At 64.0% G+C, this 24,795-nt stretch carries 35 protein-coding genes and 1 pseudogene; 26 read left to right on the top strand and 10 right to left on the bottom strand.

Annotation, left to right across the window (positions count from 1 at the left end; genetic code table 11):
- Positions 1–246 precede the first annotated feature (246 nt).
- The 11 genes from WC704_RS14725 (at position 247) to WC704_RS14675 (ending at position 7,782) form a co-directional block, all read left to right on the top strand.
- Positions 247–384: a hypothetical protein gene (locus tag WC704_RS14725; protein WP_372891160.1), complete on the top strand. Its 138-nt coding sequence runs from the start codon at positions 247–249 to the stop codon at positions 382–384.
- Entirely contained in the window at positions 381–587 is a 207-nt protein-coding gene (locus WC704_RS14720) for a hypothetical protein (RefSeq protein ID WP_372891158.1), read from the top strand. Before WC704_RS14725 ends, WC704_RS14720 begins: the two co-directional genes overlap by 4 nt.
- Before the next feature lie 100 nt (positions 588–687).
- Positions 688–1,239 carry a phage baseplate assembly protein V gene (locus tag WC704_RS14715; RefSeq protein WP_372891156.1) on the top strand — a complete coding sequence of 184 codons (552 nt, stop codon included), beginning with the start codon at positions 688–690 and terminating at the stop codon, positions 1,237–1,239.
- On the top strand, positions 1,236–1,604 hold the full coding sequence (locus tag WC704_RS14710) for a GPW/gp25 family protein (protein WP_372891154.1): 369 nt from the start codon (positions 1,236–1,238) through the stop codon (positions 1,602–1,604). Before WC704_RS14715 ends, WC704_RS14710 begins: the two co-directional genes overlap by 4 nt.
- Positions 1,605–1,619: 15 nt before the next feature.
- Positions 1,620–2,792, top strand: coding sequence for a phage tail sheath subtilisin-like domain-containing protein (locus WC704_RS14705; protein ID WP_372891151.1), 1,173 nt, complete (start codon positions 1,620–1,622; stop codon positions 2,790–2,792).
- Between the two features lie 37 nt (positions 2,793–2,829).
- Positions 2,830–3,342 (top strand): phage major tail tube protein, encoded by a 513-nt coding sequence (locus WC704_RS14700; RefSeq protein ID WP_372891149.1) that lies wholly within the window; start codon positions 2,830–2,832, stop codon positions 3,340–3,342.
- Between the two features lie 47 nt (positions 3,343–3,389).
- Positions 3,390–3,692: a phage tail assembly protein gene (locus tag WC704_RS14695; protein ID WP_372891147.1), complete on the top strand. Its 303-nt coding sequence runs from the start codon at positions 3,390–3,392 to the stop codon at positions 3,690–3,692.
- An 8-nt stretch (positions 3,693–3,700) separates the two neighbouring features.
- Entirely contained in the window at positions 3,701–3,817 is a 117-nt protein-coding gene (locus WC704_RS14690) for a GpE family phage tail protein (RefSeq protein WP_372891145.1), read from the top strand.
- Between the two features lie 10 nt (positions 3,818–3,827).
- Entirely contained in the window at positions 3,828–6,404 is a 2,577-nt protein-coding gene (locus WC704_RS14685) for a phage tail tape measure protein (protein ID WP_372891143.1), read from the top strand.
- Positions 6,401–6,784, top strand: a complete 384-nt coding sequence (locus WC704_RS14680) for a phage tail protein (RefSeq protein ID WP_372891141.1) — start codon at positions 6,401–6,403, stop codon at positions 6,782–6,784. The genes WC704_RS14685 and WC704_RS14680 overlap by 4 nt, the downstream gene beginning before the upstream one ends.
- Positions 6,781–7,782 (top strand): contractile injection system protein, VgrG/Pvc8 family, encoded by a 1,002-nt coding sequence (locus WC704_RS14675; protein ID WP_372891139.1) that lies wholly within the window; start codon positions 6,781–6,783, stop codon positions 7,780–7,782. The genes WC704_RS14680 and WC704_RS14675 overlap by 4 nt, the downstream gene beginning before the upstream one ends.
- Before the next feature lie 12 nt (positions 7,783–7,794).
- Here the strand turns inward: WC704_RS14675 and WC704_RS14670 are convergent, their stop codons facing one another.
- The 4 genes from WC704_RS14670 to WC704_RS14655 all read right to left on the bottom strand — a co-directional run bounded on the left by WC704_RS14670 (position 7,795) and on the right by WC704_RS14655 (position 10,298).
- Positions 7,795–8,133 (bottom strand): hypothetical protein, encoded by a 339-nt coding sequence (locus WC704_RS14670; protein ID WP_372891137.1) that lies wholly within the window; start codon positions 8,131–8,133, stop codon positions 7,795–7,797.
- Between the two features lie 29 nt (positions 8,134–8,162).
- The gene (locus tag WC704_RS14665) at positions 8,163–8,753 is read right to left on the bottom strand and encodes an SHOCT domain-containing protein (protein WP_372891135.1); all 591 of its coding nucleotides are present in this window, start codon (positions 8,751–8,753) and stop codon (positions 8,163–8,165) included.
- A 114-nt stretch (positions 8,754–8,867) separates the two neighbouring features.
- On the bottom strand, positions 8,868–9,602 hold the full coding sequence (locus WC704_RS14660) for a hypothetical protein (RefSeq protein WP_372891133.1): 735 nt from the start codon (positions 9,600–9,602) through the stop codon (positions 8,868–8,870).
- Positions 9,603–9,641: 39 nt separating this feature from the next.
- Positions 9,642–10,298: a S24 family peptidase gene (locus WC704_RS14655; RefSeq protein ID WP_372891131.1), complete on the bottom strand. Its 657-nt coding sequence runs from the start codon at positions 10,296–10,298 to the stop codon at positions 9,642–9,644.
- Between the two features lie 83 nt (positions 10,299–10,381).
- Between WC704_RS14655 and WC704_RS14650 the strand changes: the two genes are divergently transcribed.
- The 13 genes and pseudogenes from WC704_RS14650 to WC704_RS14590 all read left to right on the top strand — a co-directional run bounded on the left by WC704_RS14650 (position 10,382) and on the right by WC704_RS14590 (position 17,748).
- Positions 10,382–10,702 carry a transcriptional regulator gene (locus WC704_RS14650; protein WP_372891129.1) on the top strand — a complete coding sequence of 107 codons (321 nt, stop codon included), beginning with the start codon at positions 10,382–10,384 and terminating at the stop codon, positions 10,700–10,702.
- On the top strand, positions 10,699–11,199 hold the full coding sequence (locus WC704_RS14645) for a hypothetical protein (protein ID WP_372891127.1): 501 nt from the start codon (positions 10,699–10,701) through the stop codon (positions 11,197–11,199). Before WC704_RS14650 ends, WC704_RS14645 begins: the two co-directional genes overlap by 4 nt.
- Positions 11,196–11,567: an ogr/Delta-like zinc finger family protein gene (locus tag WC704_RS14640; protein WP_372891125.1), complete on the top strand. Its 372-nt coding sequence runs from the start codon at positions 11,196–11,198 to the stop codon at positions 11,565–11,567. Before WC704_RS14645 ends, WC704_RS14640 begins: the two co-directional genes overlap by 4 nt.
- 119 nt (positions 11,568–11,686) lie before the next feature.
- A pseudogene (locus tag WC704_RS14635) lies at positions 11,687–12,511 on the top strand (toprim domain-containing protein); the annotation flags it as partial.
- 1,911 nt (positions 12,512–14,422) lie between these two features.
- Complete coding sequence (locus WC704_RS14630; protein ID WP_372891123.1) at positions 14,423–14,830, top strand: hypothetical protein; 408 nt, start codon at positions 14,423–14,425, stop codon at positions 14,828–14,830.
- A gap of 11 nt (positions 14,831–14,841) precedes the next feature.
- Positions 14,842–15,204, top strand: coding sequence for a DUF2312 domain-containing protein (locus tag WC704_RS14625; RefSeq protein ID WP_372891121.1), 363 nt, complete (start codon positions 14,842–14,844; stop codon positions 15,202–15,204).
- Positions 15,205–15,310: 106 nt separating this feature from the next.
- Positions 15,311–15,496, top strand: a complete 186-nt coding sequence (locus WC704_RS14620; RefSeq protein ID WP_372891119.1) for a hypothetical protein — start codon at positions 15,311–15,313, stop codon at positions 15,494–15,496.
- Positions 15,493–15,705 (top strand): hypothetical protein, encoded by a 213-nt coding sequence (locus WC704_RS14615; RefSeq protein ID WP_372891117.1) that lies wholly within the window; start codon positions 15,493–15,495, stop codon positions 15,703–15,705. Before WC704_RS14620 ends, WC704_RS14615 begins: the two co-directional genes overlap by 4 nt.
- Entirely contained in the window at positions 15,698–15,994 is a 297-nt protein-coding gene (locus WC704_RS14610; RefSeq protein WP_372891115.1) for a hypothetical protein, read from the top strand. The genes WC704_RS14615 and WC704_RS14610 overlap by 8 nt, the downstream gene beginning before the upstream one ends.
- A complete protein-coding gene (locus tag WC704_RS14605; RefSeq protein WP_372891113.1) occupies positions 15,991–16,200 on the top strand; it encodes a hypothetical protein in 210 nt (69 codons plus the stop codon). The genes WC704_RS14610 and WC704_RS14605 overlap by 4 nt, the downstream gene beginning before the upstream one ends.
- Positions 16,197–16,466, top strand: coding sequence for a hypothetical protein (locus WC704_RS14600; RefSeq protein WP_372891111.1), 270 nt, complete (start codon positions 16,197–16,199; stop codon positions 16,464–16,466). Before WC704_RS14605 ends, WC704_RS14600 begins: the two co-directional genes overlap by 4 nt.
- Positions 16,463–16,774, top strand: a complete 312-nt coding sequence (locus WC704_RS14595) for a helix-turn-helix domain-containing protein (protein ID WP_372891109.1) — start codon at positions 16,463–16,465, stop codon at positions 16,772–16,774. Before WC704_RS14600 ends, WC704_RS14595 begins: the two co-directional genes overlap by 4 nt.
- The gene (locus tag WC704_RS14590) at positions 16,660–17,748 is read left to right on the top strand and encodes a tyrosine-type recombinase/integrase (RefSeq protein WP_372891107.1); all 1,089 of its coding nucleotides are present in this window, start codon (positions 16,660–16,662) and stop codon (positions 17,746–17,748) included. The genes WC704_RS14595 and WC704_RS14590 overlap by 115 nt, the downstream gene beginning before the upstream one ends.
- A 132-nt stretch (positions 17,749–17,880) precedes the next feature.
- Here the strand turns inward: WC704_RS14590 and WC704_RS14585 are convergent, their stop codons facing one another.
- The 4 genes from WC704_RS14585 to WC704_RS14570 are packed head-to-tail and all read right to left on the bottom strand — an operon-like array spanning position 17,881 to position 20,189.
- Positions 17,881–18,345: a DUF1178 family protein gene (locus WC704_RS14585; protein WP_372891105.1), complete on the bottom strand. Its 465-nt coding sequence runs from the start codon at positions 18,343–18,345 to the stop codon at positions 17,881–17,883.
- Positions 18,342–19,163, bottom strand: a complete 822-nt coding sequence (locus WC704_RS14580) for a carbon-nitrogen hydrolase family protein (RefSeq protein WP_372891103.1) — start codon at positions 19,161–19,163, stop codon at positions 18,342–18,344. The genes WC704_RS14585 and WC704_RS14580 overlap by 4 nt, the downstream gene beginning before the upstream one ends.
- On the bottom strand, positions 19,160–19,417 hold the full coding sequence (grxC, locus tag WC704_RS14575; protein ID WP_372891101.1) for a glutaredoxin 3: 258 nt from the start codon (positions 19,415–19,417) through the stop codon (positions 19,160–19,162). The genes WC704_RS14580 and grxC overlap by 4 nt, the downstream gene beginning before the upstream one ends.
- Before the next feature lie 46 nt (positions 19,418–19,463).
- Positions 19,464–20,189 (bottom strand): double zinc ribbon domain-containing protein, encoded by a 726-nt coding sequence (locus WC704_RS14570; RefSeq protein ID WP_372891099.1) that lies wholly within the window; start codon positions 20,187–20,189, stop codon positions 19,464–19,466.
- A gap of 42 nt (positions 20,190–20,231) precedes the next feature.
- Between WC704_RS14570 and WC704_RS14565 the strand changes: the two genes are divergently transcribed.
- Complete coding sequence (locus tag WC704_RS14565; protein ID WP_372891097.1) at positions 20,232–21,083, top strand: class I SAM-dependent methyltransferase; 852 nt, start codon at positions 20,232–20,234, stop codon at positions 21,081–21,083.
- Here the strand turns inward: WC704_RS14565 and WC704_RS14560 are convergent.
- Positions 21,080–21,529 (bottom strand): YaiI/YqxD family protein, encoded by a 450-nt coding sequence (locus WC704_RS14560; RefSeq protein WP_372891095.1) that lies wholly within the window; start codon positions 21,527–21,529, stop codon positions 21,080–21,082. The genes WC704_RS14565 and WC704_RS14560 overlap by 4 nt on opposite strands.
- Before the next feature lie 94 nt (positions 21,530–21,623).
- Between WC704_RS14560 and WC704_RS14555 the strand changes: the two genes are divergently transcribed.
- Complete coding sequence (locus tag WC704_RS14555; RefSeq protein WP_372891093.1) at positions 21,624–22,148, top strand: gamma carbonic anhydrase family protein; 525 nt, start codon at positions 21,624–21,626, stop codon at positions 22,146–22,148.
- On the opposite strand, the gene WC704_RS14550 is transcribed toward WC704_RS14555, so the two are convergent.
- Positions 22,145–24,754, bottom strand: coding sequence for a M1 family metallopeptidase (locus WC704_RS14550; RefSeq protein ID WP_372891090.1), 2,610 nt, complete (start codon positions 24,752–24,754; stop codon positions 22,145–22,147). The two genes, WC704_RS14555 and WC704_RS14550, sit on opposite strands and share 4 nt — an antisense overlap.
- Positions 24,755–24,795: the final 41 nt, after the last annotated feature.

Here is a 24,795-nt window from a genome sequence, read left to right as displayed (position 1 = left end):
AGGGCCGTGGCCGGGAAATCCGCGCAATGCGCTGGGCCATGCCCTGTCCGATTACAATGATATGATGCGGATGTGCGGCGAAGCGTTTGGATTTTACTTTATTAATCTATTTTCTATCCTCGGGCTCGACGAGAACAACTACAACGCGTTCCTGGTAGATGGCCTACACCCTGGCCGAACGGGTGAGTTGGCAATGTACATTCCACGCATCGCCGCTGCCATCAACCGTATCGGGTTTTGACCGCGATGGCGACCGAGTTCCGGATCCACGGGGACAATGCAAAGCTCGACCGCAGCGCCAGCCATGGGTGCATCATCCTGCCGCGCGCGGTGCGCGAAAGGATGTGGGCGAGCGGCGATCGGATCGTGGAGGTGGTGGCATGATTTCGTTCGAAACGCTCGTCCTGGTCGCATTGCTGGTGATCGGGCTTGTTGTCGCCGCAGCTGGATTGATGGGCGGACTTGCCGGTTCCATGTCCTCGGCACCCGCAGCCGGGGCGTCGGCGGAGAAGGGTGGGTGCGCAGCACTGATCGTCGGCATCGTCATCGTCATCGCCGTGTCGGCGAAGCTGTGGGGGCTGGCGTGATCCGCCCGCCAGTCAGTCCATAACGCGTCGGCTTTTGTAGATTGGTTCTCTACAAAAGCGGCTTCGCGCATAGTTGCTGCACCCACGCCATGCTCCCCGCATGAGCGACCCGGCCGATATCCAACGCTTGATCGGCGACATGATGCGCTATGGCACGATCGAGTCCGTCGATCGTGCCAAGCAGACATGCCGCTTTCGCACCGGCGACATCATTACCGGCGACGTGCCGTGGCTGGCCGCACGGTCAGGCGCGACCAAAAGCTGGTCGCCGCCCAGCGTCGGCGAACAGGGCGTTCTGTTCTGCCCCGAAGGGGATACGCGCGCGGGCTTCGTCATGCCCGGCCTGTTCTCCAACGCCCATCCCGCCCCCACCACCGACGACGTCGAACTGGTCGAATATGCCGATGGCGCGCGCATTGGCTATGACGCGACAGCGCATGCCCTCACCGCCATCCTGCCCGACGGCGCGACGGTCCACATTGAGGCCACCGGCGGGGTCGCGATCAAGGGCCCCCTCGCGATCGAGGGCAAGCTCACCGTCACCGATACGATCGACGCCCTTGGGGAAATCTCCGCCAAGGGCATCGCCCTCTCCACCCACAAACACGGCCAGATCAAGGCGGGGACAGACACGTCTGGAGTGCCGCAATGAACGGCATGAACGCCCGCACCGGCGCACCGCTCAGCGGGGCCGCGCATATCGAGCAATCGGTCGCGGACATTCTCGCCACGCCGCTCGGCACACGCCTCGCACGCCGCTGGTATGGCTCGTTCATCCCCGAACTGCTCGATCAGCCGATGAACGCCATGCTGCCGCTCCGCCTCTACGCCGCGACCGCACTCGCTTTGTACCGCAACGAGCCGCGGCTGCGCCTATCCCGCGTCGCAATCGCGCGTGGAGCGGCACCCGGCAGTGCGGTGATCCGCATCGTCGGGACCCGCACCGATGTCACCAACCCACGCCGCACGGTCGATCTTACCGTGCCCGTTCGCTCGCTCACCGCCCTCACCGCCTGAAAGGATTCCCCGACCATGTTGCAACACGGCGTCACCGTTACTGAAATCGCCAACCAGTCGCGCGCGATCAAGACGATCGCCACGGGCGTCATCGGCCTGGTCGCAACCGCCACGGCACCGGCCGGTGCCGCCACTGCGGCACTCAACGCCGCCTTCCCGCTCGATCGTCCGGTGAAGGTGACCGACATCCTCGGCGCGATCGCGGTCGCGGGCACGGGCGGCACGCTCGCCGGTGCCTTGACCGCCATTGCGGATCAGGTCCGCACCCCCGTCGTGGTGGTGCGCGTCGCGCCCGGTGCCGATGCGGCCGCAACCGATGCCGCCGTCATCGGCACGACCGTGGGTGGCCTGCGCACCGGCCTGCAGGCGCTGCTCGCCGCCGAAGCCCAGGTCGGTGTGCGCCCGCGCATCATCGGCGTGCCGGGGCTCGATCGCCCCGCAGTGACGGCAGCCCTGGTCACCGTCGCGCAGAAACTGCGCGCGATGGCCTATGCTGCGGCAATCGGCGCGACCCAGGCGGACGTCATCGCCTATCGCGCCACGTACAGCGCGCGCGAGCTGATGCTCCTCTATCCCGATTTCCTGCTGGCGGACGGCTCGACCAGCCTCGGCGTCGCGCGCGCGCTCGGCCTGCGCGCGCGGATCGATCAGGAATCGGGCTGGAACAAGACGCTGTCCAACGTTGCGGTCGACGGCGTCGTCGGCCTGACCAAGGATATCGGCTTCGACCTGCAGAGCTTCGACAGCGACGCCAATTTGCTCAACGCCGCCGGCGTCACCACTATGGCGCGCATCAACGGGTCGCTACGCTTTTGGGGCAACCGCACGTGCGCACCGCTCGACAGCGATTTCACTTTCGAAAGTGCAACACGCACTGCGCAGATCCTCGCCGACACTATGGCAAACGGCGTACTCGGCTATATCGACAAGCCGCTGACGCCCAGCCTTGCCAAGGACATCGTCGAGGACATTAACGAGGCCTTCCGCAAGATGACGCGCGGCGGTTTTTTGCTCGGTGCGAAGGCGTTTGTCGATCCGGACAAGAACCCGGTCGACGCGCTGAAGCAGGGCATCCTGTCGATCAGCTACCGCTACACGCCGACGCCCCCGCTCGAGCATCTCAACCTGCTGCAGGAAATCACCGACGAGTATCTGGCCGATTTCGCCGCGCTCGCCGCGACCGCCTGATCGCGCCCCCTTCCCTTCCTGATTTCGGAGAATTTCGATGGCACTACCCCGCAAGCTCAAGAACCTGATGCTGTTCAACGCAGGCCGCGCCTATATCGGCGAAGTCGCCTCGGTTACACTCCCCAAGCTGACCCGCAAATTCGATGAATGGCGTGGCGGGGGTATGGATTCCCCGGTCAAGATCGACATGGGCGGAGAGGCTATGGATCTTGAGTGGATGTGTGGCGGCCCAATGCGCGACGTGCTCCGGCAATATGGCACGATCGGGGTGGCCGACGTGCAATTACGCTTCGCCGGTTACTATCAGAACGACGATACCGGCGACGGCGATGCCATCGAGATTATCGTGCGCGGTCGTCACGAAGAAATCGATATGGGCGAACAGAAGCCCGGCGATGGCGGTGATTTCAAGGTTAAAACCACCATCGCTTATTACAAGCTCACCTGGAACGGCGTTACCGAAATCGAAATCGACGCGCTCGGCATGGTGCTGATCGTCGGCGGTGTCGATCGCCTTGCCCAACAGCGCGCTGCCCTCGGCATCTTCTGAGGCCGCGCAACGCCAACCCAACCCACGCCGACATCAAGGAAAGCCAGATGACCGATTCCACCTTCCGCACCGTCACGCTCGACACCCCGCTCAAGCGGGGTGACGAGACCATCACCACTGTGCAGGTCCGCAAGCCCGGCTCGGGCGAATTGCGCGGACTCACGCTCATGGCGCTTAGCCAGCTCGATTATGCCGCGCTCGAGACGCTGTTGCCGCGCATCACTACGCCGATGCTCACCAAGGCCGACGTCGCCAGGCTCGACCCGGCCGACCTGATGCAGCTTGGCGGCGAGGTGATGGATTTTTTGCTGCCGAAGGCCGCGAAGCAAGCGGCCTCCCTGCCAGCATAGACGATGTCATGGCGGATCTGGCGACCGTGTTTCACTGGTCGCCAGACGTCATGAACCCGATGAGCGTCACCGAGCTGATGGCCTGGCGCGAACGCGCGGCCGTGCGCAACACCCCCGACCGTTGAAGGCGCGATAATGGACCGCGATCTCCGTATCCGAATGCTGCTGCAACTGGGCGACAAGGTCACCAAACCGCTGCGCGACATGGCGGCCGGATCCTCGCGGGCTAACCAGGCGCTGAAGGCGACCCGCGACCGCCTGGCCGAGATCAAGCGTGCCCAGGCCAATATCGCGGGCTTCCGTGAACTTAAGGCTGGGCTACGCTCGACCGAGGCGGAACTCCACGCGACGCAAACCCGCGTCGCCGATCTCGCCCGGAAAATGGCAGCGGCCGACACCCCGACCAAGAAGCTCGCTGCGGAATTCGCCAAGGCCAAACGCGAGGCTTCGGCGCTGAAGGACAGTTTTGAGGGGCAGAGCGCCAAGCTCCAGCAAATGCGGGACCGGCTCGCCGCCGCCGGCGTCTCCACCTCGAGCCTTGTCGGGCACGAGCGAAGACTGCGCGAAGAGGCGGCACGCACCAATGCCGAACTGGGCGAGCAGGAGCGCAAACTCACCACGCTCGCCGCGCGCAGCAAGCGCTTCTCCGCCGCGCGCGAGAGCTTCGGGCGCATACAGGGGCAGGCAACTGGCCTCGCCGCCGGAGGCGCATCCAGCATCGCAGTCGGATTGTCTGTCGGTCGCCCCCTGCTTGCCACCACAAACGATGCGTCCGAATTTGAATCCTCGATGACAACGATCGCGCAGAAAGCCAACCTCTCGCGTATCGAAGCGGTTAAAATGGGTGCGGGGCTGCTAGTCGCTGCGCGCGCAGCAAACCAGTTGCCCGAGGCGATTCAACAAGGCGTCGATACGTTGGCCGGTTTCGGTTTGGACCCGCGTAAGGCCGTGGCGATGATGCGACCGATCGGGCGCGCCGCTACCGCATATAAGGCAGAGATTGCAGACCTTTCCGCCGCTGCCTTTGCCGCCAACGACAATCTGAAAGTTCCCGTCGAGCAGACCGCGCGCGTGATCGACATCATGGCCGAGGCGGGCAAAGCGGGCGCTTTCGAGATCAAGGATATGGCGGGGGCGTTTCCTGCGCTCACCGCAGGCTACCAAGCGCTCGGGCAGACCGGCACCGGTGCTGTGGCCGACCTCTCGGCCGCGCTGCAAATCGCGCGCAAGGGCGCTGGCGATTCGGCGACCGCCGCCAACAACGTCGCCAATCTCATCAATAAAATTGCGTCCCCGGCAACGATCAAGGCATTCTCGAAGTTCGGCATAGACCTGCCCAAAGCGCTGAAGAAGGCCTATACCGAGGGCAAGACGCCGCTCGAAGCCATTGCGGAATTGACCAAGAAGGCGACCGGCGGGGACCTCGGCAAGATCGGCTTCCTGTTCGAGGATGCACAGGTCCAGCAAGGCCTTCGACCGATCATTCAAAACCTTGAGGAGTATCGGCGCATCCGCAAACTCGCTGGCGGAGCCAGCGGAACGACAGACAGGGATTTCGCGGAACGCATGGGCGACGCTGCGGAGAAATCGAAAAAGCTCGAGGTCAACGCAAAGGCGCTGAGCATCACGCTCGGCAATCAATTGCAGCCGACTGCGAACGGGATCCGCGACCGACTGTCCGAGGTAGCGGAAAAGACCAACCAGTGGGCACAGCGCAACCCTGGCTTGACCAAAACCCTGTTGATCGGCGCTGCGGTCCTCGCAGGGTTGTTCCTGATTTTGGGTGTGGGCGGTATCGCGATCGCCGCCATCTTTGGGCCGATCGCTATCCTCAATGCCGGTCTGATCGCGATGGGAGTCGCCGGTGGTCTCGCTTCGATCGGCTTGTTGCCCATCATCGGCATCGCTGCAGCCGTCGTCGCTGGTATCGCCTTGCTCGCGGGCGTGGCCTATCTGGTTTACAACAATTGGGGCGCGATCAGCAGTTGGTTTGCCGGGATCTGGTCGGAATTGAAGGCCGGCGCGAACAACGGCATCACCGGAATCCTGGGCGTGATGCTGAACTTCAGTCCGATTGGCATCTTCTATCGCGCTTTTGCCGGGGTTCTCTCCTATTTGGGGATCGATATCCCGGCGCGGCTCACCGACCTCGGCGGCTATATGCTTCGCGCGCTGATCAACGGCATTTCGGGGGTTCTGCCATCGCTTCGAAACATTAGCGCGATGATGATGGAGGGCCTCCTTTCGCTGCTCAACCCTGCCCGGCTTGCCCTTCACATGGTCAACCTCGGAAAAACCGCGATCACCGCCTTCAAAAATGTCCTGGGCATTCACTCGCCCAGCCGGGTCTTCGCCGAACTTGGCGGACACGTAACCGGAGGGCTGGCGCTCGGCATCGATCGGGGTGGCGCGGCCCCGGTTAGCCGCCTTGACGCGTTGTCCCGCCAGATGACGGCAGCCATCGCGGTGGGCACGGCGGTACCCGGCCTGGCCATCGGCGCGGTTGACGCCGGTGGAGCGCGTGGTGCGGGTTCTCAACAAACCCAAACAGCCAAGAGCGAATACCACTTCCACATTGTCCAGCAGCCAGGGGAGGACGCGAATGCCCTGGCGATCAAGGTGCGCGAACAGATCGAGCAGATCGAGCGCGAGAAGGCCGCCCGCGCACGCTCCAGCTTTGCCGACACGCCCGATTGGGAAGGTGACGCATGATCCTGTCACTCGGCCTGTTCACCTTTTCTGTGCCGACGCTGGCTTATGACGAGCTGCAGCGCAAATCCGATTGGCAGCACGCCCGCTCCGCGCGCGTCGGCGTGCGAGATGCCAGCCAATATGTCGGCCCTGGCGATGACAAAGTGTCGCTCAACGGCACCGCCTTTGCCGAACTGTCGGACGGTACGGCTTCGCTGGACGATTTGCGCGTCATGGCAGGCAGCGGAGACGCCTGGCCGCTGGTCGATGGCACCGGCCGCGTTTACGGCGCGTTCGTGATCGAGGCGATCGACGAGCGCCAGAAGTTCTTCCTGCCCGATGGCACGCCGCGCCAGATCGATTTCGGCATTGACTTGATGCTGGTCGAGGATCCCGCGTGACGATCGCCAATATCCCCGATTTCCGCGTCACGCTCGACGGGGAGGATCTGACTGGCAAGCTGCGCCCGCGACTCGTCTCCCTCACCTTGACCACCAAGCGCGGCGAGGAAGCCGACCAGCTCGATATCGTGCTGGAGGATACCGATGGGCGGCTTGCCCTGCCCAAAGCGGGCGCGGTGCTGCATGTCGAACTGGGCTGGAAACAGGGCAGCGGCGTGCAGCCCGGCTTGTTCAACAAGGGCAGCTTCAAGGTCGACGAGGTCGAACATGGCGGCCCGCCCGATCTGGTAACGCTGCGCGCACGCTCCGCCGACTTCACCGGCGATTTGCAAACGCGCAGGGAACAAACTTGGCATAATACCACGCTCGGTGCCGTGGTCGGCGATGTTGCGGGTCGCAACGGCCTGCAGCCACGCTGCGCCGCGTCGCTATCGGCCATCGCGCTCGATACCGTCGTGCAGAGCCGCGAAAGCGACATGGCGTTGGTGCGGCGCCTGGGCCGCGAACATGCTGCGGTCGCGACCATCAAGCGCGGCGCGCTGATCTTCGCGCCGATCGGCGCGGCGCAGACCGCCGGCGGCAACGCCCTGCCCGGCTTCACCTTGCCGCGCAGCGTTGGCGATCGCCATAGCTATCGCGTCGAAAAGCGCGAGGAATCGGAAGGCGTCACCGCCTCCTGGCATGACCATGCCGAGGCCAAGCGCAAGGAGGTGACGGTCGGCAAGGCAAGCAGCGCGCGCAAGCTTTCGCGCGTCTATTCCAGCGAGAGCCACGCAAAGCGCGCCGCCACCACCCAGCTCACACGCGCCAAGCGCCAGCCCGTCTCGCTATCGCTCAACCTCGCGCTTGGCCGCGCGGATCTCTACCCGGAACAGAAGGGCAGCGTATCCGGCTTCAAGGCGGAGATCGATGCGGTTGACTGGCTGATCGCGGAGGTGACGCACAGCCTGGGAGATCGCGGATTTTCGACGGCCCTCAAGCTCGAAAGCGCGCCATGATCCGCTAGGATATCAGTCCCAAAGCTGGACGATCCGCCGTTCTTTCGTCGGTGGCGGGGCTGGAGCCTGGCACGCGGCCTCCTTCTTGTCGAACTCGCGGATCAAACCGTTGCGCATCTGTTCGGGCAAGCCCGGGCCGAACTTGCCGGCCTGCCGTCCAGCAGCAAGCGCTGACACACAAATCGGGCTAAGGCCCGGCTTGGAGCTGGTTATATCTACCTTCGGCTCTGGATCGACACAGACGCTAGGCGCGGTGTTTAGAGCACTGTGAACCGCATCATGGCAGGCTGTCACCGTGTCAACGGCTGCAGCCTGCACACCAATCAGCAATATGCCGACGGCAATAAGCATCAGATCGTCCTTTCGTCCTTGGCTGCGCGCTATTGGATCGCGCAGCTCGCCAGCATCGGAATCGAAATTACTTCGCTGACACCCTGGCAAAGCAAGGTGATTTTCTGCCCTTTGGACAGATCCCGCGCTTTCGGCTTGTCCGCGTCGACCAACGTCGCCTGTGCGCTGAGAAACTCGTTCTGGGTGCGCAGCTTCACCTTCGGGTCGTCAACCAGATCGAGGTCGATGCCGTCAACGGTCCCTGTCACCAACAGCGGACGATTGCCATAATCCGACTGCGCTCGGGCTTCATTCGCTTCATAGGCGCGCGCCAGTTCGACCGCAGATACTTTCAGCGGCGCGGGTGCATCGGTAACTGCAGGCCCAGCCGCTGCGTTGCCCCGTCCTGCGCTGCCGGGCTTTCCCATGGAACCGATCACCCCGAGCACGATCAAAATCCCGATGATGACCAAGCACCCGATCCCACCATTGCGCAGCATGGAGCCCTTTTTCTTCGGCACCGGCGCGGGGCTTGTTCCGGCCAAAACCGCCGCCTTCTGTTTAGCGAATTCGTCCTCGCTCAATACACCCTGATCGCGCAGTGCAGCCAAGCGCGCGAGTTCTTCCGAAACGTTCGTCATCTATTTCCCCCTGTTGAATGCTCACCTTATGTCAAAGACGACGCCCGATGAACACCACGCGCCCGACCACGTGCATTTCCCCATCGTTGGCCTGGTCGGGCAGAACGCATAGCGCTATTTCATGAGCTTGGTGTCAACACCCACCTTGCTGCTCGCTTCAAACAACTCCGCGACGCAGAGCATTACACCAGTTTGCCCTGTCTTCAGATTATCGACCATATCTGAAACAACCGATGGCTTCCCGTCACCATCCGCGACCTGCATTGCCTTTTGCATGCCCATCTGACGGAAAACGTAGGCACTGGAGCAGGTCTTTATTCCTTTTTCGACCGCGCTTGCGGCTTCGTTACTCAAACCGCTTGGGACCTGCAGATCCTGAATCGCGGTGGACGCTTGTCCACACGCTTCCTCTCCTTCCTTCGCAACCTGATAGGTCGCATACTGATCCCCGGTTTTCGCAGCAATCGCCATGGCACCGATCGCCTTGTCGCACGGCCCACCACTCTTCAGCACCTGCCGGTACAGCTCAACGAATTCCCGCTTGGTTTGCTCGCTCGATGCGTCCTTCGCTTTTTCAACCGCTGAAGCGCCGGCCGTCTTGGGAGGCGATGAAGGGGACGCCGCGATGGCAGGAGTAGCCGAGGGTGCCGTTGCCTTAACAGCGGTCTCTGGAATAGGCTTCGGCGGGCTTGCGACCAACCCGAATATTACGGCGGCAAGGCCCCCAAAAGTGAGGCGTAACGCCCAGCGGCGTCGCGCGCGGAAGACCTGCACCGGAATGAACATCACGACGCCAACCAAAAGCGTTATGAAACCTAACGATCCGACAACTGCGCCTAGAGTTTCCAATGAGCCCCCCGCTCCTGCAATGACTATGTTCGCCTTATGTCAAAGACGACGCCCGATAAAGACCACTCGCCCCACGACGTTGATTTCATCATGCTGCGCTTCATCCGTGGGCACATTATCATTGTCCGACAGGATCGATACGTTGGGGCCGCGCACCCGAATACGCTTGATCATGGCGATATCGCCAATCGTTATGGCCCATAGCGCATCCTGTTCGCGGATCGTGCGTTGCGACCGGTCGATTAGCACCATGTCGCCGTCGAGCAGGGTCGGCATCATCGAATCGCCTTTCCCTCGCGCGAAGGTGAGCAAGGCCGGGGCCGTGCTCGTGATCGCCTCGATCCACGCACGCGGAAAATAGCGAGCCTTGGTCTCAACCATGCCGTCCGAATAGGTGCCGCCCATCCCGAAGGCGAGGTCGATCTCCTGGATCTGAACCATGTCGAGGTGGTCGGCGATCGATTGCGGGGTCGGCGTGGGCACCGCACCCGCCGATGGATCATCCGTTTCGCCGGTGAGATACGCCGGGGTAGTACCCAGCTCCTGCGCGATCTTGTGGAGATGCGACGATCCGCCGGGGTTTTTGCTAACGATCTTGGCGATTGCACCCTGGGTAACATGGACACGACGGGCCAGCTCGCTCTGGCTTAGCCCGGCTGCCGCCATTCGCTCAAGGACTCGGTCACTGTGGATCATGCCGTACAATTATCACCTTAGTAATAGATCCCAATCGGACTTTCGTACTTGACGGGGTATTCCTACGGTAATAGGTGTCAGACATGGATCAGCTCCCCACACCGTTCGAGGCCTTGCAAGAAGCCGTCCGCATCGTTGGCGGCCAGTCCGCTTTAGGTCGTCTGTGCAAAAAGGCTCAGCCTACCGTTTGGAAATGGCTGCAAAGTAGCAAGCGACTCCCAGCAGAGCAGGTCCTGACCGTCGAGGCCGCTACAGGCATATCCCGCCACCTATTGCGCCCCGACATCTATCCCGAAGAGCCATCATACGTCGGCCTGACTGGCGATCATGATGCTCGTGTAACGGGCGGCGCGCCGATCGTCCCCTGCGATCGGCGCGCCCTTTTGCAGCGAGACGCGGCATGACGAAGCGCCGCACCCCGCTCACCTTCTCCAGTGCCATCGCCAAGATCGGCGCGTATCTCGGCTATGATGTCGCCGGTGCCGCGTGCGGCCGATCGGATCGCAGCGTCTATGCCTGGGCCGATCCGAAGGAAGAGTGCTTGCCCACGCTCGGCCAGGCGCTGGCGCTCGAACGGGCCTATCGCGCCGCTGGCGGCGAAGGGTCGCCCATCCTGGAGGCCTTCGGCCACCAGCTCGACCTTGCCGTGCTCGAGCAATCGTCCGAGCGCACCGCTTTGGCTGGCGATTATGCCAGGCTGGCCCGCGAATGTGGCGAGGCGATCGCGACGGGCATCGCCGTAGCCCAGTTCGGATCGGGCGACCGCGAGGTCCATGCCGCGCTCACCGAGGCCGAGCATGTCCACACCGCCATCGGCAGCGCCATCCGCCGCCTCAAGAAATTCCTACCGAATGGCGCGGGGCTGCTCGGCGGAAAAACCGGGGGAGTACCCACAGCGTGAACAGGAGACGACCAAGGGCTGCGGCCATCAATTGCCCGCATTGCGGGGGCCGCGCCATCATCCGCAGCAGCATCATGTTCTCACCGCTCGTGCGCGAAATGCGCATGGCGTGCGACGATGACGACTGCGCCCACACCTTCCTTTGCCAGATTTCCGTCGTGCGGACGATCCGGCAGAGCCTTCGGCCCAACCCGAACGTCTCGCTTCCACTCGGCAATCCCAATGTCGGACGCGGAAGTCTGCGCCAGCCGGAACGGCCAGCGAACGATGACGTGCCCAGCCCGGCCAATGACGATTGTCTGCCGATCCCGGCTGCGCGCGACGCCCTGCCGCCGCCAGGCATCCGCCCCATGAGCGAAAGCGGATGAACCGCGCGGCTTGAGGCCGCTCTCTCCCCGTCTCCCGAACCAGCACCTCCCCGACCCGGCCGCAGCTCCCCCGCTGCCGGGAACGGCATCCCCTTGCCTGAAAGACGTCACCCCACCCCATGCGCCCCGATTTGCTCACCGAACTGACTGCGCGCCTGAAGCGGGACTATGCCTTTGAAGAAAAGGGCACGTACCTTCGTCGGGGCAAATGCCCGGAATGCTCCAAGGGCCAGCGCGAGCTGTGGACCTGGGCGGAAAAGCCCTGGGTTCTGAAGTGCGGCCGCATCGATCGGTGCGGCTGGGAAGGCCATGTCAAGGAACTGTACCCCGACATCTTTGACGATTGGTCGAAGCGCCACGTCAAGACCGAGGCAGCGCCCAACGCAGCGGCCGATGCCTATCTCCTCCACGCGCGCGGCTTTGATCTCATGGGGCTGCGCGGGGCGTACAGCCAGGAATGGTATCAGGATCAGACCCTCAACATCGGGTCCGCCACCGTGCGCTTCCCGCTGCCGGGCGGGGGCTATTGGGAACGGCTGATCGATCAGCCCGGCCGCTTCGGCAAGCGCAAGGCCAACTTCTCCTACGGCAACAGCTACCGCGGCCGCTGGTGGCAGATGCCCAAGGTCACGATGGAGCAACTCGCCCTCGTGGACGAGCTGTGGCTGGCCGAGGGTATCTTCGACGCGATCGCGCTGAACCAGACCGGCAAGGTCGCCGCGGTCTCGCTCATGTCGTGCAACAACTATCCCGAGGCGGCGCTTGCGGATCTGCGCCGCGCAGCAGCCGCTGCGGACCGCGCCCCGCCACGCCTCATCTTCGCCTTCGACGTGGGCAAGGCGGGCACCGAATATACGCGCCGCTTCGTAAAGCAGGCGCGCGAGGCAGGGTGGATCTGCGCGGCGGCGCAAGTGAAGCCGGACGGCGAGGGCGACAAGCTCGACTGGAACGATCTCGCACAGCGCGACCGCCTCACCCGCGAGCAACTCGACGAATATCGCTGGAATGGCGATGTCACCATTGCGGGCAGCGCCAGCGAAAAGGCGCTGCTCATCTATCAGCGCCACAAGACGCAATCCTTTCCGCTCGTCTTTGGCGGTCGCCAGCTTTGGGCACAATTCTCGATCGAGCGCATCCAGGGCATCATTCAGCAATGGATGGAATCGTCGGACGCCGAGTTCGCGACGTTCAAGGCGCTCCCCTTCCAAGAGCAATGGAACCTCGCTGCCGCCGAAGCCGCCGAGATTTCCGAGCTGGCGAACTGCACCTTCCGCACGCTCTATTTCCAGCGCGACCCCAATCTTGAGGAAGGTGCCTATTATTTCCGAATAGATTTCCCGTCCGATCGGGCGAGCGTGAAGGCCACCTTTTCAGGGGCAGCCTGCGCCGCCAGCGCCGAATTCAAGAAGCGCCTCGCCTCGATCGCGCCTGGCGCGCAGTGGACCGGCAGCCAGTACCAGATCGACAAGCTGATGCTGCGCCAATGGTCGACCATCCGCATGGTCGAGGCGATCCAGTTCACCGGCTATTCGATCGATCACAAGGGGTGGATCCTCGGCGACATCGCCGTCCATAACGGCCGCGTCTATGAGCCGAACGAGGAGGATTATTTCGTCCTCGGCAAGCAGTCGGTCAAACTGCGCACGGCCGAGCGGATGCTCCGCATCACATACGATCCCGACAAGCTCGATCTCACCTGGGTGCCGCGCCTGATCGCAGCCTATGGCCCCAAGGGCGTGGTGACGCTTGCCTTCTGGTTCACCGCGCTCTTTGCCGACCATATCCGCTCGATGCACGACAGCCTCGCCTTTCTCGAGGCGACGGGCATCCCCGGCACCGGCAAATCCACCTTGATCGAATTCCTGTGGAAGCTGTTCGGCCGCGCCAATTACGAAGGGTTCGATCCGACCAAGGCGACCAACGCCGGCATCGCCCGCACGCTCGGCCAGGTCGGCAATTTGCCCGTGGTGCTGATCGAGGGCGACCGCGCGCAGGATGCGCCCCATGCGCGCCGCTTCGAATGGGACGAGCTGAAAACCGCCTATAACGGTCGCGCCGTCCGCACCCGCGCCATCGCCAATGGCGGCATGGAAACGTTCGAGCCGCCCTTTCGCGGCGCGATCGTCATCGCGCAGAACGATCCCGTCGAGGCGTCGCCCGCAATGCGCGAACGCATCATGGGCATCCACTTCGACAAGTCGATGTTCAGCCCGGCGTCAAAGGCCGCTGTGGAGGCACTATCGGCCGTCTCGGTCGAGGATGTGTCGGGTTTCCTCATCCACGCCGTGCGGCGCGAGGAAGCGATCCTCGCCGCCTATCGCGAAGGCTTCAAGCGGCACGAAGCGGCGATGCTGCGGCATCCCGGCATCCGCAACGGGCGCCTGGCCAAGAACCACGCGCAGCTCGCCGCGATGCTCGACGCCATGCGCCTGGTGGTGACCAACCTGTCCAACCGCGACGTTGGCGACGCGCACGCGCTGATCCTGACGATGCTGGAGGAACGGCAACGCACCGTCGAGACCGATCATCCCCATGTCCAATTGTTTTGGGAACGGTTCGATTACATCGCCGCCAATGAGGGCCTCACGCCCGAACGGCCGATCAACCACAGCCGCACCCCCGACGTCCTCGCCGTCAGCCTCACCCAGTTCGAGCAGAAATGCGGCGACATGCGCCTGTCGCTGCCTTGCCCGATCACCGAGCTGAAGCGCCTGCTGAAGACGTCGAAAGCCCGCAAGTTCGTCGCGAACAAGCCCGTCAATTCGGTCACCGAAAAGACCGTCAACTGCTGGGTTTTCGAGAACCCGCTCCACCCCAAGCCCAACCCCCACACGCGCTGAGAAAGGCTCGTCAAGATGCTGCACGTCCCCATCACCCCTGCCATCGCCCGGCTGCAACTGCCGCCCCTGAAACCCTCTGCCTATCTCAAGCTGCGCCGTGTCGCCGCTGGTCTTTCCATCGCCGACGTCGCGCGCATCATCGCGCCCGATAATGCCGACCGTCGTGAGGCCGTGGCGCTGGTGGCCTTGCTGGAGGCGGGCGGATCTGTCGCCCGCAAGCCGCAAACGCTGCGCACGCTGCAACGCGCATTCCGGTTCGATGCTGCGGTCTATCGTCAACTGGCGGAGGCCCCGGTTGATCGTCATCCCACCGTGTGCCGCACCTGCGGCTGCAGCGAATGGGATCCGTGCCAGGACGGCGACGGCCGCTGCGGCTGGGCGAGCCCCACCGCCTGCACCCGCTGCGCGGAGCGCCTGTCATGACGATGATGACAATGCGCGCCGTGCCCGATGGCAATGGCGGTTTCCGCCACGTGCCCACCCCGTTCGTCCCCGTCGTTGTCAATGGCGGCAAGGGCAAGAAAAAGAAGGCGATCCGCCCGCCCGATCCGATCGTGACGAACGGAGACAGCGCGGCCGAGCAACTGCGGCTGTTGATCGAACGCGTCGAGCGGATCGATGTGGAGATCGCGGAGATCCAGGCCGACCGGGCCGAGGTTTTGGGAGAGGTCAAGGCGGTCGGCTTCGACCTGAATGCCTTCCGGGCGATCATCGCCCTGCGCAAGCAAGAAAAGCACCACCGCGACGAATTTGAGGGCCTCCTCGAAACCTATCGCGTCGCGCTCGGGCTCGATTGATGGCCCCACCCCGTCCGCTGCGCACCGCGCTGCTCGCGATCGGCGCGCTGCTGCTCGCCCCGATCCTGTTCGTCGCCTTCATCGCCACCATCAACAGGAGGTCCTGATGCGCCCTGTGATTCCGCGCGTCCACCCGATGCGCTGCACCTGCCCAACCTGCCGCCCGCACCTTCCCTCGCGGCTATTGTGGATATCCACCAGCATCCTCGCCTTCGGCGGATCGCTGGCAATGGCGATCGACGCATCGGGCAACACGCCCGCCCTCGCGCAGATGCTGGGGCTGCTGTCGTGAGCGCGGCCGTCGTCTCCCGCTATTTCTGGCGGACCACCGAGGATCGCCTCGTCCAGCGTGAATATCCGCTTGGCGGCGCGAAACAGGTGGCGCGGCACCTCCCGCATCGCTCGCTGGGCTCGATCTACGAACGCGCTGCCTTGCTCGGCCTGCGCCGCCCCGGCCGTCGCGGCCGGGCGTCAACACACGGGGAGCAAGCCAATGGCTAAGCGCGTGCATCGTTGCGACGTGCCCGGGTGCGGCACGGAGCGCACCCGCTGGCAACGCCTGTGCACCCGGTGCTTCACCCGCCTTCCGGGTGAGATGCGCACCGGCATCATCGATGCGCACCACCAGCACCGCGATGCCGACTGGCGTCGCCTGCGCAAGGCAGCGGCCGTCTATCTCGGCTTCGCCAACCTGACCTCCAAAATCCCGCCAACCCAGCAACACCGCGTGCCCCTCGCCCGCGTGATCGAGCTGCAGCAACGCCTCCTCGGCGAAAGGACCGACGCATGACTTCGCTCACCTTAGACTCGATCGATATTACAGCCGATCAATCAATCACTCTGTCTTACAGCAAGAAGGCTAACGAATGGTGGGCCGTCCTGTGGCGTGAAAAGGGCGACATCGTCTTGCTGGCGCGCGAAGGGAGCACGCCGATAGCTGCGCTGGGCGAGCTGCTCGTCGCGATGAACGCATCTTGCGTGAAGCGGCCTCTATGACCGGCATGCTTCCACTGGACCAGTCGTCCCAACCCCGCCGCCTGCGCGCCCACCAAGTGCGCACGCTGTCGGCGTTGCAAACGGCGCTGCAGGACCTGGTGCGCGAGGCCAACGACCGCCGCGCGGGCGGGCCGATCAACCTTGTCGATTTCGACCCGCTGCACGGTGTCACCGTCTCGCTCAACGACGACGGCAAGGGTCAGCTCTTCGTCCGCTTCGAAAAGCGCCGGAATGCCGAGGCGGCTCTCGTTCGGGAGGGGGCATGACACCACCCGATCTGCCGGTTCGGACGGGGATTGCTGGTGCGCAAGCAATCACGGGGCTTTCCTACAGGACGCTGCAAGATTTAGCGTCGCGAGGAGAGATTCCTGGCGCGTCCAAGCCTGCCGGGCGATGGCTGTTCATCGTTGCGGATCTGCGGCGCTGGTCGAATCGCGTAAATCGGGCAACAAAGGCCAAATGTCGAACCTCTACCAACGCAACGGCATCTGGTGGGCGCGTTTCAAGGTCTGCGGTGTCGAATACCGGGAAAGCCTACGAACACGTGCTGAAAAGGTCGCGCAAAAACGACTGAAAGCCCTTCGCGAACGCGTGGAGGACGAAGCGCGATTTGGCCTGGCCGGGCCTGTGACTTGGCCCGAGGCGGTCGTCTCATGGAACGAACACATCGAGCGCCAGATCGGCGCGGCCACCTTCACCCGCTATCTGGTAAGCCTCAATCAGGTTCGCACATTTCTTGACAACAAGTCGGTGCAACAGATCGACCTCGCCACCATCCGCGAGCTGGTCAAGGCTCGCCAGCGCCAGGGTGTGAGCAACGCGACGATCCGGCGCGACCTCACCGCCATATCGAGCGTCCTGGCGCATGCGATCGACGAAAACTGGATCGAGGACAACGTCGCCAACGCCTTCAGTCGCCAGCGGCTGCCTGAGCGCCGCGACCCGATCGTGCTGCCCACCTCCGAAGCGATTGCCCTGACGATCGGCCGACGCCGGACGCGCTTCGGCGATATGATGCTCTTCGCGCGAGAAACCGGCATGCGCGAGGAAGAGATTGCCGGGCTCGAGCACGGCGCGATCGACATCAAAAACCGCACCGCCACCTTCACCGGCAAGGGGCGACGGCTGCGATCGGTGCCCCTGTCGCAACTGGCGATCGACATCGTGCAGCGCCAGCCACGATTCCTCAAATGCGTGTTCGTGTTCTGGCACCTCGGCGAGGACGCCGAAGGCAAGCCGGTCGGGATGCGCTACACCAACGTGTCGTCGAACTTCGGCGACTACACCCGGCGCGCCGAAAAGCGCGCGCAGCTCGCCGGCATCGAATATCGTCGCTTCCGCTTTCACGACCTCCGGCACCTCTTCGCCGTCGAATATCTGCGCGACGGCAAGGGCGGGATCTACGACCTGCAGCGCATCCTCGGACATGGTAGCGTCAAGACGACGGAGATGTACCTCGCCTTCCTGACGCCCGAGCAAGCATCGACCGCAATGATAGGGGTGGCACAAAAAGCGGCACACAAGCGACGGTCTGGCAGATCGGAATAGGCCAAAACCCTCAGAAAATCGCCGATTTTTGGGCCTTCGGTGCGCACCGTAGCGAGGTTTAGGAAACCGTCGCTCTATCCGACTGAGCTACGGGGGCGCCGCGCGCGGTGGTACTGTGCGGCGCGGACGAAATCAATTGACCGTATCGGGCGGGACGACCGGCAAAGGCAAGGCCGCGATCGGCACGCCTTCCTCGACCAGCGCCTTCGCTTCGGCCAAGGTCGTTTCGCCGTGGATCGGCGTCGCGGCGGTTTCACCGACATGCATCGCCCGCGCGCGATCGGCAAAGGCGCGCCCTACCCATTGCGATTTCTCAAGCACCTGCGCCTGCGCCTGTGCGAGCGCGTGGAGCGCGGCTTTCATCGTATCCGGGTCGAGTGCTGGCGGAGTCGGCGCATCGGCGCGCAGCGCGGGAACGCTGCGGCTATTCCCCTTGGCAGCAACGTTGGGAGCCATCACCGCCTTGACGATGTCATCATCGCCGCAAATCGGGCAAACGAGCAGGCCGCGCGCCTGCTGATCCTCAAATGCTGCGCTTGAGCCGAACCAGGCTTCGAATATGTGCGCCTGACGACAGCGCAAATCGAACACGATCACGCCGATGCGACCTCCGGGATCGCGCGGCGATGCGCGAGCACTGGAATGCGCGCGCGGACATCGGCGACACGCGCCGGGTCGATCTCGGCAAAGCCCAAACCAGCCGCCTCGCCCATATCGAGGATAACCTCGCCCCACGGGTCGATCACCAGCGAATGGCCATAGGTTGCCCGACCATCGGCATGGACGCCAGTTTGCGCGGCGGCGATAACATAGGCTGCGGCCTCGATCGCGCGGGCGCGCAGTAATATGTGCCAATGCGCAGCACCCGTCGGGCGGGTAAACGCAGCCGGCACCGTGAGCACCGTTGCTCCCGCGTTGCTCAGCGCACGGTACAAATCGGCAAAGCGCACATCGTAGCAAATCGACAGGCCCAGCGCCCCGACCGGTGTCTGCACCACCACCGCGTCTTCGCCGGGCGCATAGCTTGCCGATTCGCGCCAGCTTTCACCGGTCGGCAAATCCACGTCGAACAGATGCAATTTGTCGTACCGCGCGCGGATTTCGCCGTGATCGTCGATCACGAAGGCGCGATTGGCGAGCCGCCCGCCTTTCCCGAGCACCGCAAGCGACCCGATATGAACCCAGATGCGGTGTTCCGCCGCCGCAATCCGCACCGCCGCCAGCACGACATCGTCGGCTTCATGGCGCAACACCTGCGCGGCGCGCGCGCGGTCCCGGTCGAGCAAGCCCGACATTTCGGGTGTGAACAGCATCTCTGCGCCCGCTCGCGCCGCTTCCGCCACCGCCGCTACCAGCGTTTCGGCATTGGCAACGGGATCAATCCCGCTGGTAAGCTGAGCGAGCGCGATCTTCATGCCGTGAGGAGAGCGTCCAATTCCCCGGCACGCTCCAGCGCGGCCAGATTGTCCGACCCACCGATATGGCGACCATCGATGAAAATCTGCGGAACGGTGGTGCCGCCATTGGCGCGTTCGAGCATTTCGGCGCGCTTGGGGCCACCCATCGTGATGTCATATTCCTCGGGCGTAACGCCCTTGGAGGCGAGCAGCTTCATCGCGCGCGAGCAATACGGGCAGAAAGCTTTGGTGTAGATTTCGATCTTAGGCATGGCGCAGAAATGTGGGGTGTACCCGCCATTGTCAATGTCAGCCGCGTCAATCTGCCGAATCGAGCACGCGCGCCCAGCACAGGATCGTTACTTTGGCCGCGCCGGCACGCAACAAAGCGGCGGTGCAACCGTCGGTGGTCGCGCCACTGGTGTAAATATCGTCGATCAATACCACCGCCTTGCCGCGCAGCCGCGCCGTGGGATCTACCACGCGGAACACCCCGGCGACGGCCCGCGCCCGCGCCTTTGCCCCCATCGCCCGCAGTGGCGGCGTTGCCTTCACCCGGCGCAACAGCAGCGGATCGTTCGCGATGCCGCTCACCCGCGTGAGCGCGTTCGCGATCAAGGCAGCCTGGTTGAAGCCGCGCGACCACAAGCGCCAGCGATGGAGCGGCACCGGCACCAGCACATCGGCATCGTCGGGTAACAGCCGCGCCATTTGCCGGCCGACCGTCTCGGCAAAGGCCGTGCGTCCGCCATATTTCAGGCGGAGCGCGACCGTGCGCGCGACATCGCCATAAGCCACCGCGGCGCGCACCCCGGCATGGCGCTGGGGATCGGCGATACACGCCGCACACTGCGCCTCCGCGCCGCGATCATAAGCGAAGGGGGTATGGCAGGTTGCACACCACGGCGGCGCGAGAAAGCGCAGCGCCCCCCAACAGGTGGCGCAGAAGCGATGATCCTCGCCCGTCACCGCACCGCAGCCGGGGCAGCGCGGCGGCAGCGCGAAGTCGGCGATCAAGCGTAATGGGGCGAACCAGGGCGACACGGCCCCTTGTCGCCCGGCCGCTACAGCGGCACAAGCCGCGCGATGAGCGTCCCTGACATCTTCGACCGCACCGCCCGCCAGCGGCGTCGCGACCGCGCTGCGCCGACCTTCGCCGAGTTCGATTTCCTGCGTGCAGCGATGCTCGACGGGATTGCCGAACGGTTGGCGAGCGTGACCCATCGCTTCACCGACATGCTCGATCTGGGGTGCTTCGACGGCGCCCTGCCCGCCCCAGCGGGGGCGAAGGTCACGCGGTGCGACGCAGGTGCACTCTTTGCCGCGCAATCCGGCGGGGTGCAGGCGGATGAGGACCGCCTCCCCTTCCCCGCCGAGTCGTTCGACCTGGTGATCTCGGCGGGAGTGCTCGACAGCGTCAACGATTTGCCTGGTGCCTTGACGCTCGCGCGGCGGGCGTTGCGGCCTGACGGCCTGTTCCTTGCTGCTTTCTGTGGTGCCGGTACGCTCTCGACCTTGCGCAGCGTCCTGCGCGAAGCCGAGCGGGATCGTCCGGCCGCGCGCATTCACCCGCAAGTCGATGTGCGCTCGGCGGGCGATTTGCTGATGCGTGCCGGATTCGCACTGCCCGTTGCTGATATCGAGCCGCTGACGGTCCGGTATCGCGGGATTGGCGGCTTGCTGCGCGATCTGCGCGGGATGGGAGCGACCAATATCCTGCGCGACCGCACGCCGCTGCGCCGCGACACGCTCGCGCGCGCAGCCGAGCTGTTCGCTGCGCGCGCCGACCCTGACGGCAAGACGCCCGAGCGATTCGACATTATCTATTTGACCGGCTGGTCCCCGGCTCCGTCGCAACCGCAACCGGCGCGCCGTGGCAGCGCGACCACCTCGCTCGAAGGCGCGTTGCGCCGTATTCCGCCCAGCGACGACGCCTAGCGCGCGAGCCGCACCAGCATTTCATCGAGCGCCGAGAGGAAGCGCGAACGGTCGGCCTTGGCGAACGGCGCAGGCCCGCCCACGACATCCCCGCCCGCGCGCAGATCGGCCATAATCGCGCGCACCGCGATCGCATTGCCGATCGACGCCGTGGTGAACGGCTTGCCATTGGGTGCCAGCACGCTCGCCCCTGCCTTCAGGCAGCGGTCGGCGAGCAGGATGTCGTTGGTGATGACCACGCTCGCATGATCGGCGCGTTCGGCGATCCAGTCATCGGCTTCATCGAAGCGCGTGCCCACGACGATGCGGGACAGTAATGGATGCGCGGGAATGCGGATCGGGCTGTTGCTGACGATGGTGACGGCCACCGTGCGCCGCAGCGCGACCTTGTAGATTTCGTCCTTCACCGGGCAGGCATCGGCGTCGACATAGATGTGCAGGCTCATAATGCGCGCCTACGGCAAAAGCCGCGCCGGATCGACAGGAACTCGTCAGGCTGGCATCGAGCCAGCAAGAACCCCGCGTGCAGGAGACTGACAGATGCCGCTCTACGAAATCGACGGGCTCCGGCCCACGCTTGGCACCAATGCCTGGGTTGCGCCGAGCGCCGAGCTGATCGGCGACGTACAACTCGGCCCCGATGTCAGCATCTGGTTCGGCGCGGTGATCCGGGGCGACAACACGCCGATTCTGGTCGGCGCCCGCAGCAATATCCAGGAAGGCGCGATGTGTCATTCCGATCCCGGCGCGCCGCTGACGATCGGCGAGGATTGCACCGTCGGCCATCACGCGATTCTGCACGGCTGCACGATTGGGGATCGCGTGCTGGTCGGGATGGGCGCGGTCGTGCTTAACCGGGCGGAGATCGGCGCGGGCTCTATTGTCGGCGCGGGCGCGCTGGTCACCGAGGGCAAGGTGTTTCCGCCGGGCAGCCTGATCGTCGGTAGCCCTGCCCGCGCGGTCCGCGAACTCGATGAAAACGCGCAGGCGATGCTGCGCGTCTCCGCCGAACATTATGTCGCCAACGGTCGCAAATATGCCGCCGGGTTGAAGCGGGTCGATTAAGACCCGCTTTTGGAACCCGCTCCGCGCGTCGCCCAAGCGGCGATGTCGGTACGAATGCGCGCATTCACAAGGTTGCGCGCCGCCATTCTTGCGACGGTTGCCTTGGCTGCACCGCGTGCGGCGGGGGGCAGATTGGCCGTGGCGAAGGCGGTGATTTTACCGGGCATCGCCGGTTCCTGCGAGCCGCCGCCCAAGCTCACCACGAAACCCGCACGATTGCTGGTTTCCACAAGCGTATTGACCAGCGCGAGGTTTGCGACCGCAAAATCGAACGCCATGTCGGGGTGCCCTCCCGCGACCGAGCGCAACAGGCTCGCCTTTTGCGGGGCCGAGAAGTCGTTGGTTTGCAGCAACCCCAGCGCGCGCTGCGCCAGCGCGTCGTTGTCGGCGGCCCCTAACAAGCGGACATAACCGTTCTTCACCACCGGATTCTTCTCGGCCACCGTCAGCTTGAGCAGCGCATCCCACTCGGCCGAGGTTGCATTGCTGGCATAGGCGCCGAGGATCGGCTGACGGATCGCCGCCGGGATGGCATTGGGGTCGTTCACCAGCGCCGCAAAATAGCTGCGCGCTTTCTCCGCGACGACCGGATCACCCTTGTCTCCCAGGACCGCGATCAGCGTTTCGCGCAGCGTAGCGATAAGCGGCGACTCATCCTTGGTGGCTTGAAACCCGACACGCTGCATCGCCGGCGCCAGCGTCGCCACGATCCGTGCCCGCATCGCCGTTTTGGCCGCGCCTTTCGGCAAGCGTGCTTCAAGTTCCGACAATTGCGCCGCGATCGTTTCCCAGAGCAGGGGATTGGCATCCTCACCAACCGCAGCAACATCGGCGAAATAGCGATCGAGCCGCTGATTGCCGCCCTTCGCCAACGCGAAATCATCGCCGAGCGTGCCGAGCTGATCGGTCAAGGCGAGGCTGGCGAAGGTGCGTACGATGGCGGCATGGGTCGGCGCATCGTAAGCGACCCGCACATAGCTGCCCTTGTCGCGATTGAGCACGACCGTGCCACAGCCCTGCACCGAAACCGGGGTCGGCTTGGCACCGCGCACAACCACCCGCGTCACCGGCTGGCCAACCACGCCGAGCGCCAGCGGCACACGCCAGTTAAGCGCTTGTTTGGCGGTGGCATCATAAGCGAAGCGCCCTTGCGTCAGCGTCATGCGCGTGGTGCCGTTGATGCAGCGCGCGCCCGTCATCGAGACGAGCGGAACCCCCGGTTGCAGCGTGAAATCATGGGCAATTTCCGCCACCGGCTTGCCTGCTGCCGCGGACAGTTCGCTCCAGAGCTGGTCGGTTTCGGTGTTCGAATATTTATACTTCGCCATGTAACGGCGGATGCCGTTGCGGAAGGTGTCGGCGCCTAAGGTCGATTCCATCATGCCGATAACGGCCTGCCCCTTCGAATAGGTAATACCGTCAAACGCCTCGCCAATCTGGTCAACGGTTTCGACATGGCGGATGATCGGGTGCGTACCGGCGGTGGAATCGACCTGCAACGCGCCCTCGCGGTCCTGCGCTACTGCCGTTGCCGCCGCATACCAATCGGGGTTGAGGTCGATGCTCGACTTGTTCTCCATCCACGAGGCGAAGCCCTCGTTGAGCCACAGATCGTCCCACCATTTCATCGTGACGAGATCGCCGAACCACTGATGCGCCATTTCGTGCGCGACAACGGTGAAGATGCGCTGTTTGCCGCTCTGCGTCGCGCGCTTCTGGTCATACAGCAATTCGGGCTCGAAATAGAAAATTGCGCCCCAATTCTCCATCGCGCCGAAGAACTGGCTGGAGCCTGGCCCCGCGATCATGTCGAGCTTGGGCAAGGGATAAGGTTGGCCGAAATAGTCGTTATAATAGGTCAGCAACCGCTTGGCCTGGGCCAGCGCATAATCCCCCTGATCGACCACGCCGCGCCGGGTGATGATCCCGATTTCGGTCTTGCCCGCCATCACCGTCTTGCGCTCGACATCACCCATGCCGAGGAACAGTAGATAGCTCGACATTTTCGGCGTTTCCGCGAAATGGTACAGCGTGGTGCCGTCGCCTTGCTTGGTCACGCTGGTGGTCGGCATGTTTGAAAAGGCGGTTTGGTCGCCGGGCGCAACCGCCGACAGCGTGAAGGTCGCTTTGTAACCGGGCTCATCCCACATCGGGGCGAAACGCCGCGCGTCGGGGGCCTCGAACTGCGTTACCAGCATTCGCGCGGCGGAACCGTCGGGATTGGTATAATCGATCGCAAACAACCCCGAGGCGGAGGTGTTGATCGTTCCGGTCCAGGCAAAATGAAGGCTGTGGCGCCCGACCGAGGCCAGCGTCGGCAGGGTCAGCGTCAACTGCTGCTTGGTCGTGTCGATCGTGAAGGGCACCGCCGCACCGTCAAGCGTCGCGGTGCCGATCTTCAATTCGGCGGCGTTCAGCACGATCGTCTTCGTTGCACGCGCAACATCGATCGTTACGGTTTCCTCACCCGAAAAGGTCATCGCCTTGGCATCCGGCCGAACCGTGATGTCATACGAAACCGGCGCAACACCCTCCGGCAATTGGCCTACGGCAAAGGCCGGCGATGCGACTCCGATCATCAAGGCGGCGGCGAGGGTCAGCTTCACTTGGTTGCTCCGGAAACGAATGCGAAGTTCGGCCCAATACC

This window comes from Sphingomonas sp. (genome assembly GCF_041661885.1).
Taxonomy (GTDB): domain Bacteria; phylum Pseudomonadota; class Alphaproteobacteria; order Sphingomonadales; family Sphingomonadaceae; genus Sphingomonas.
Note: the sequence above shows the minus strand (reverse complement) of the source record. Positions and strands in the feature narration are given on the sequence as shown.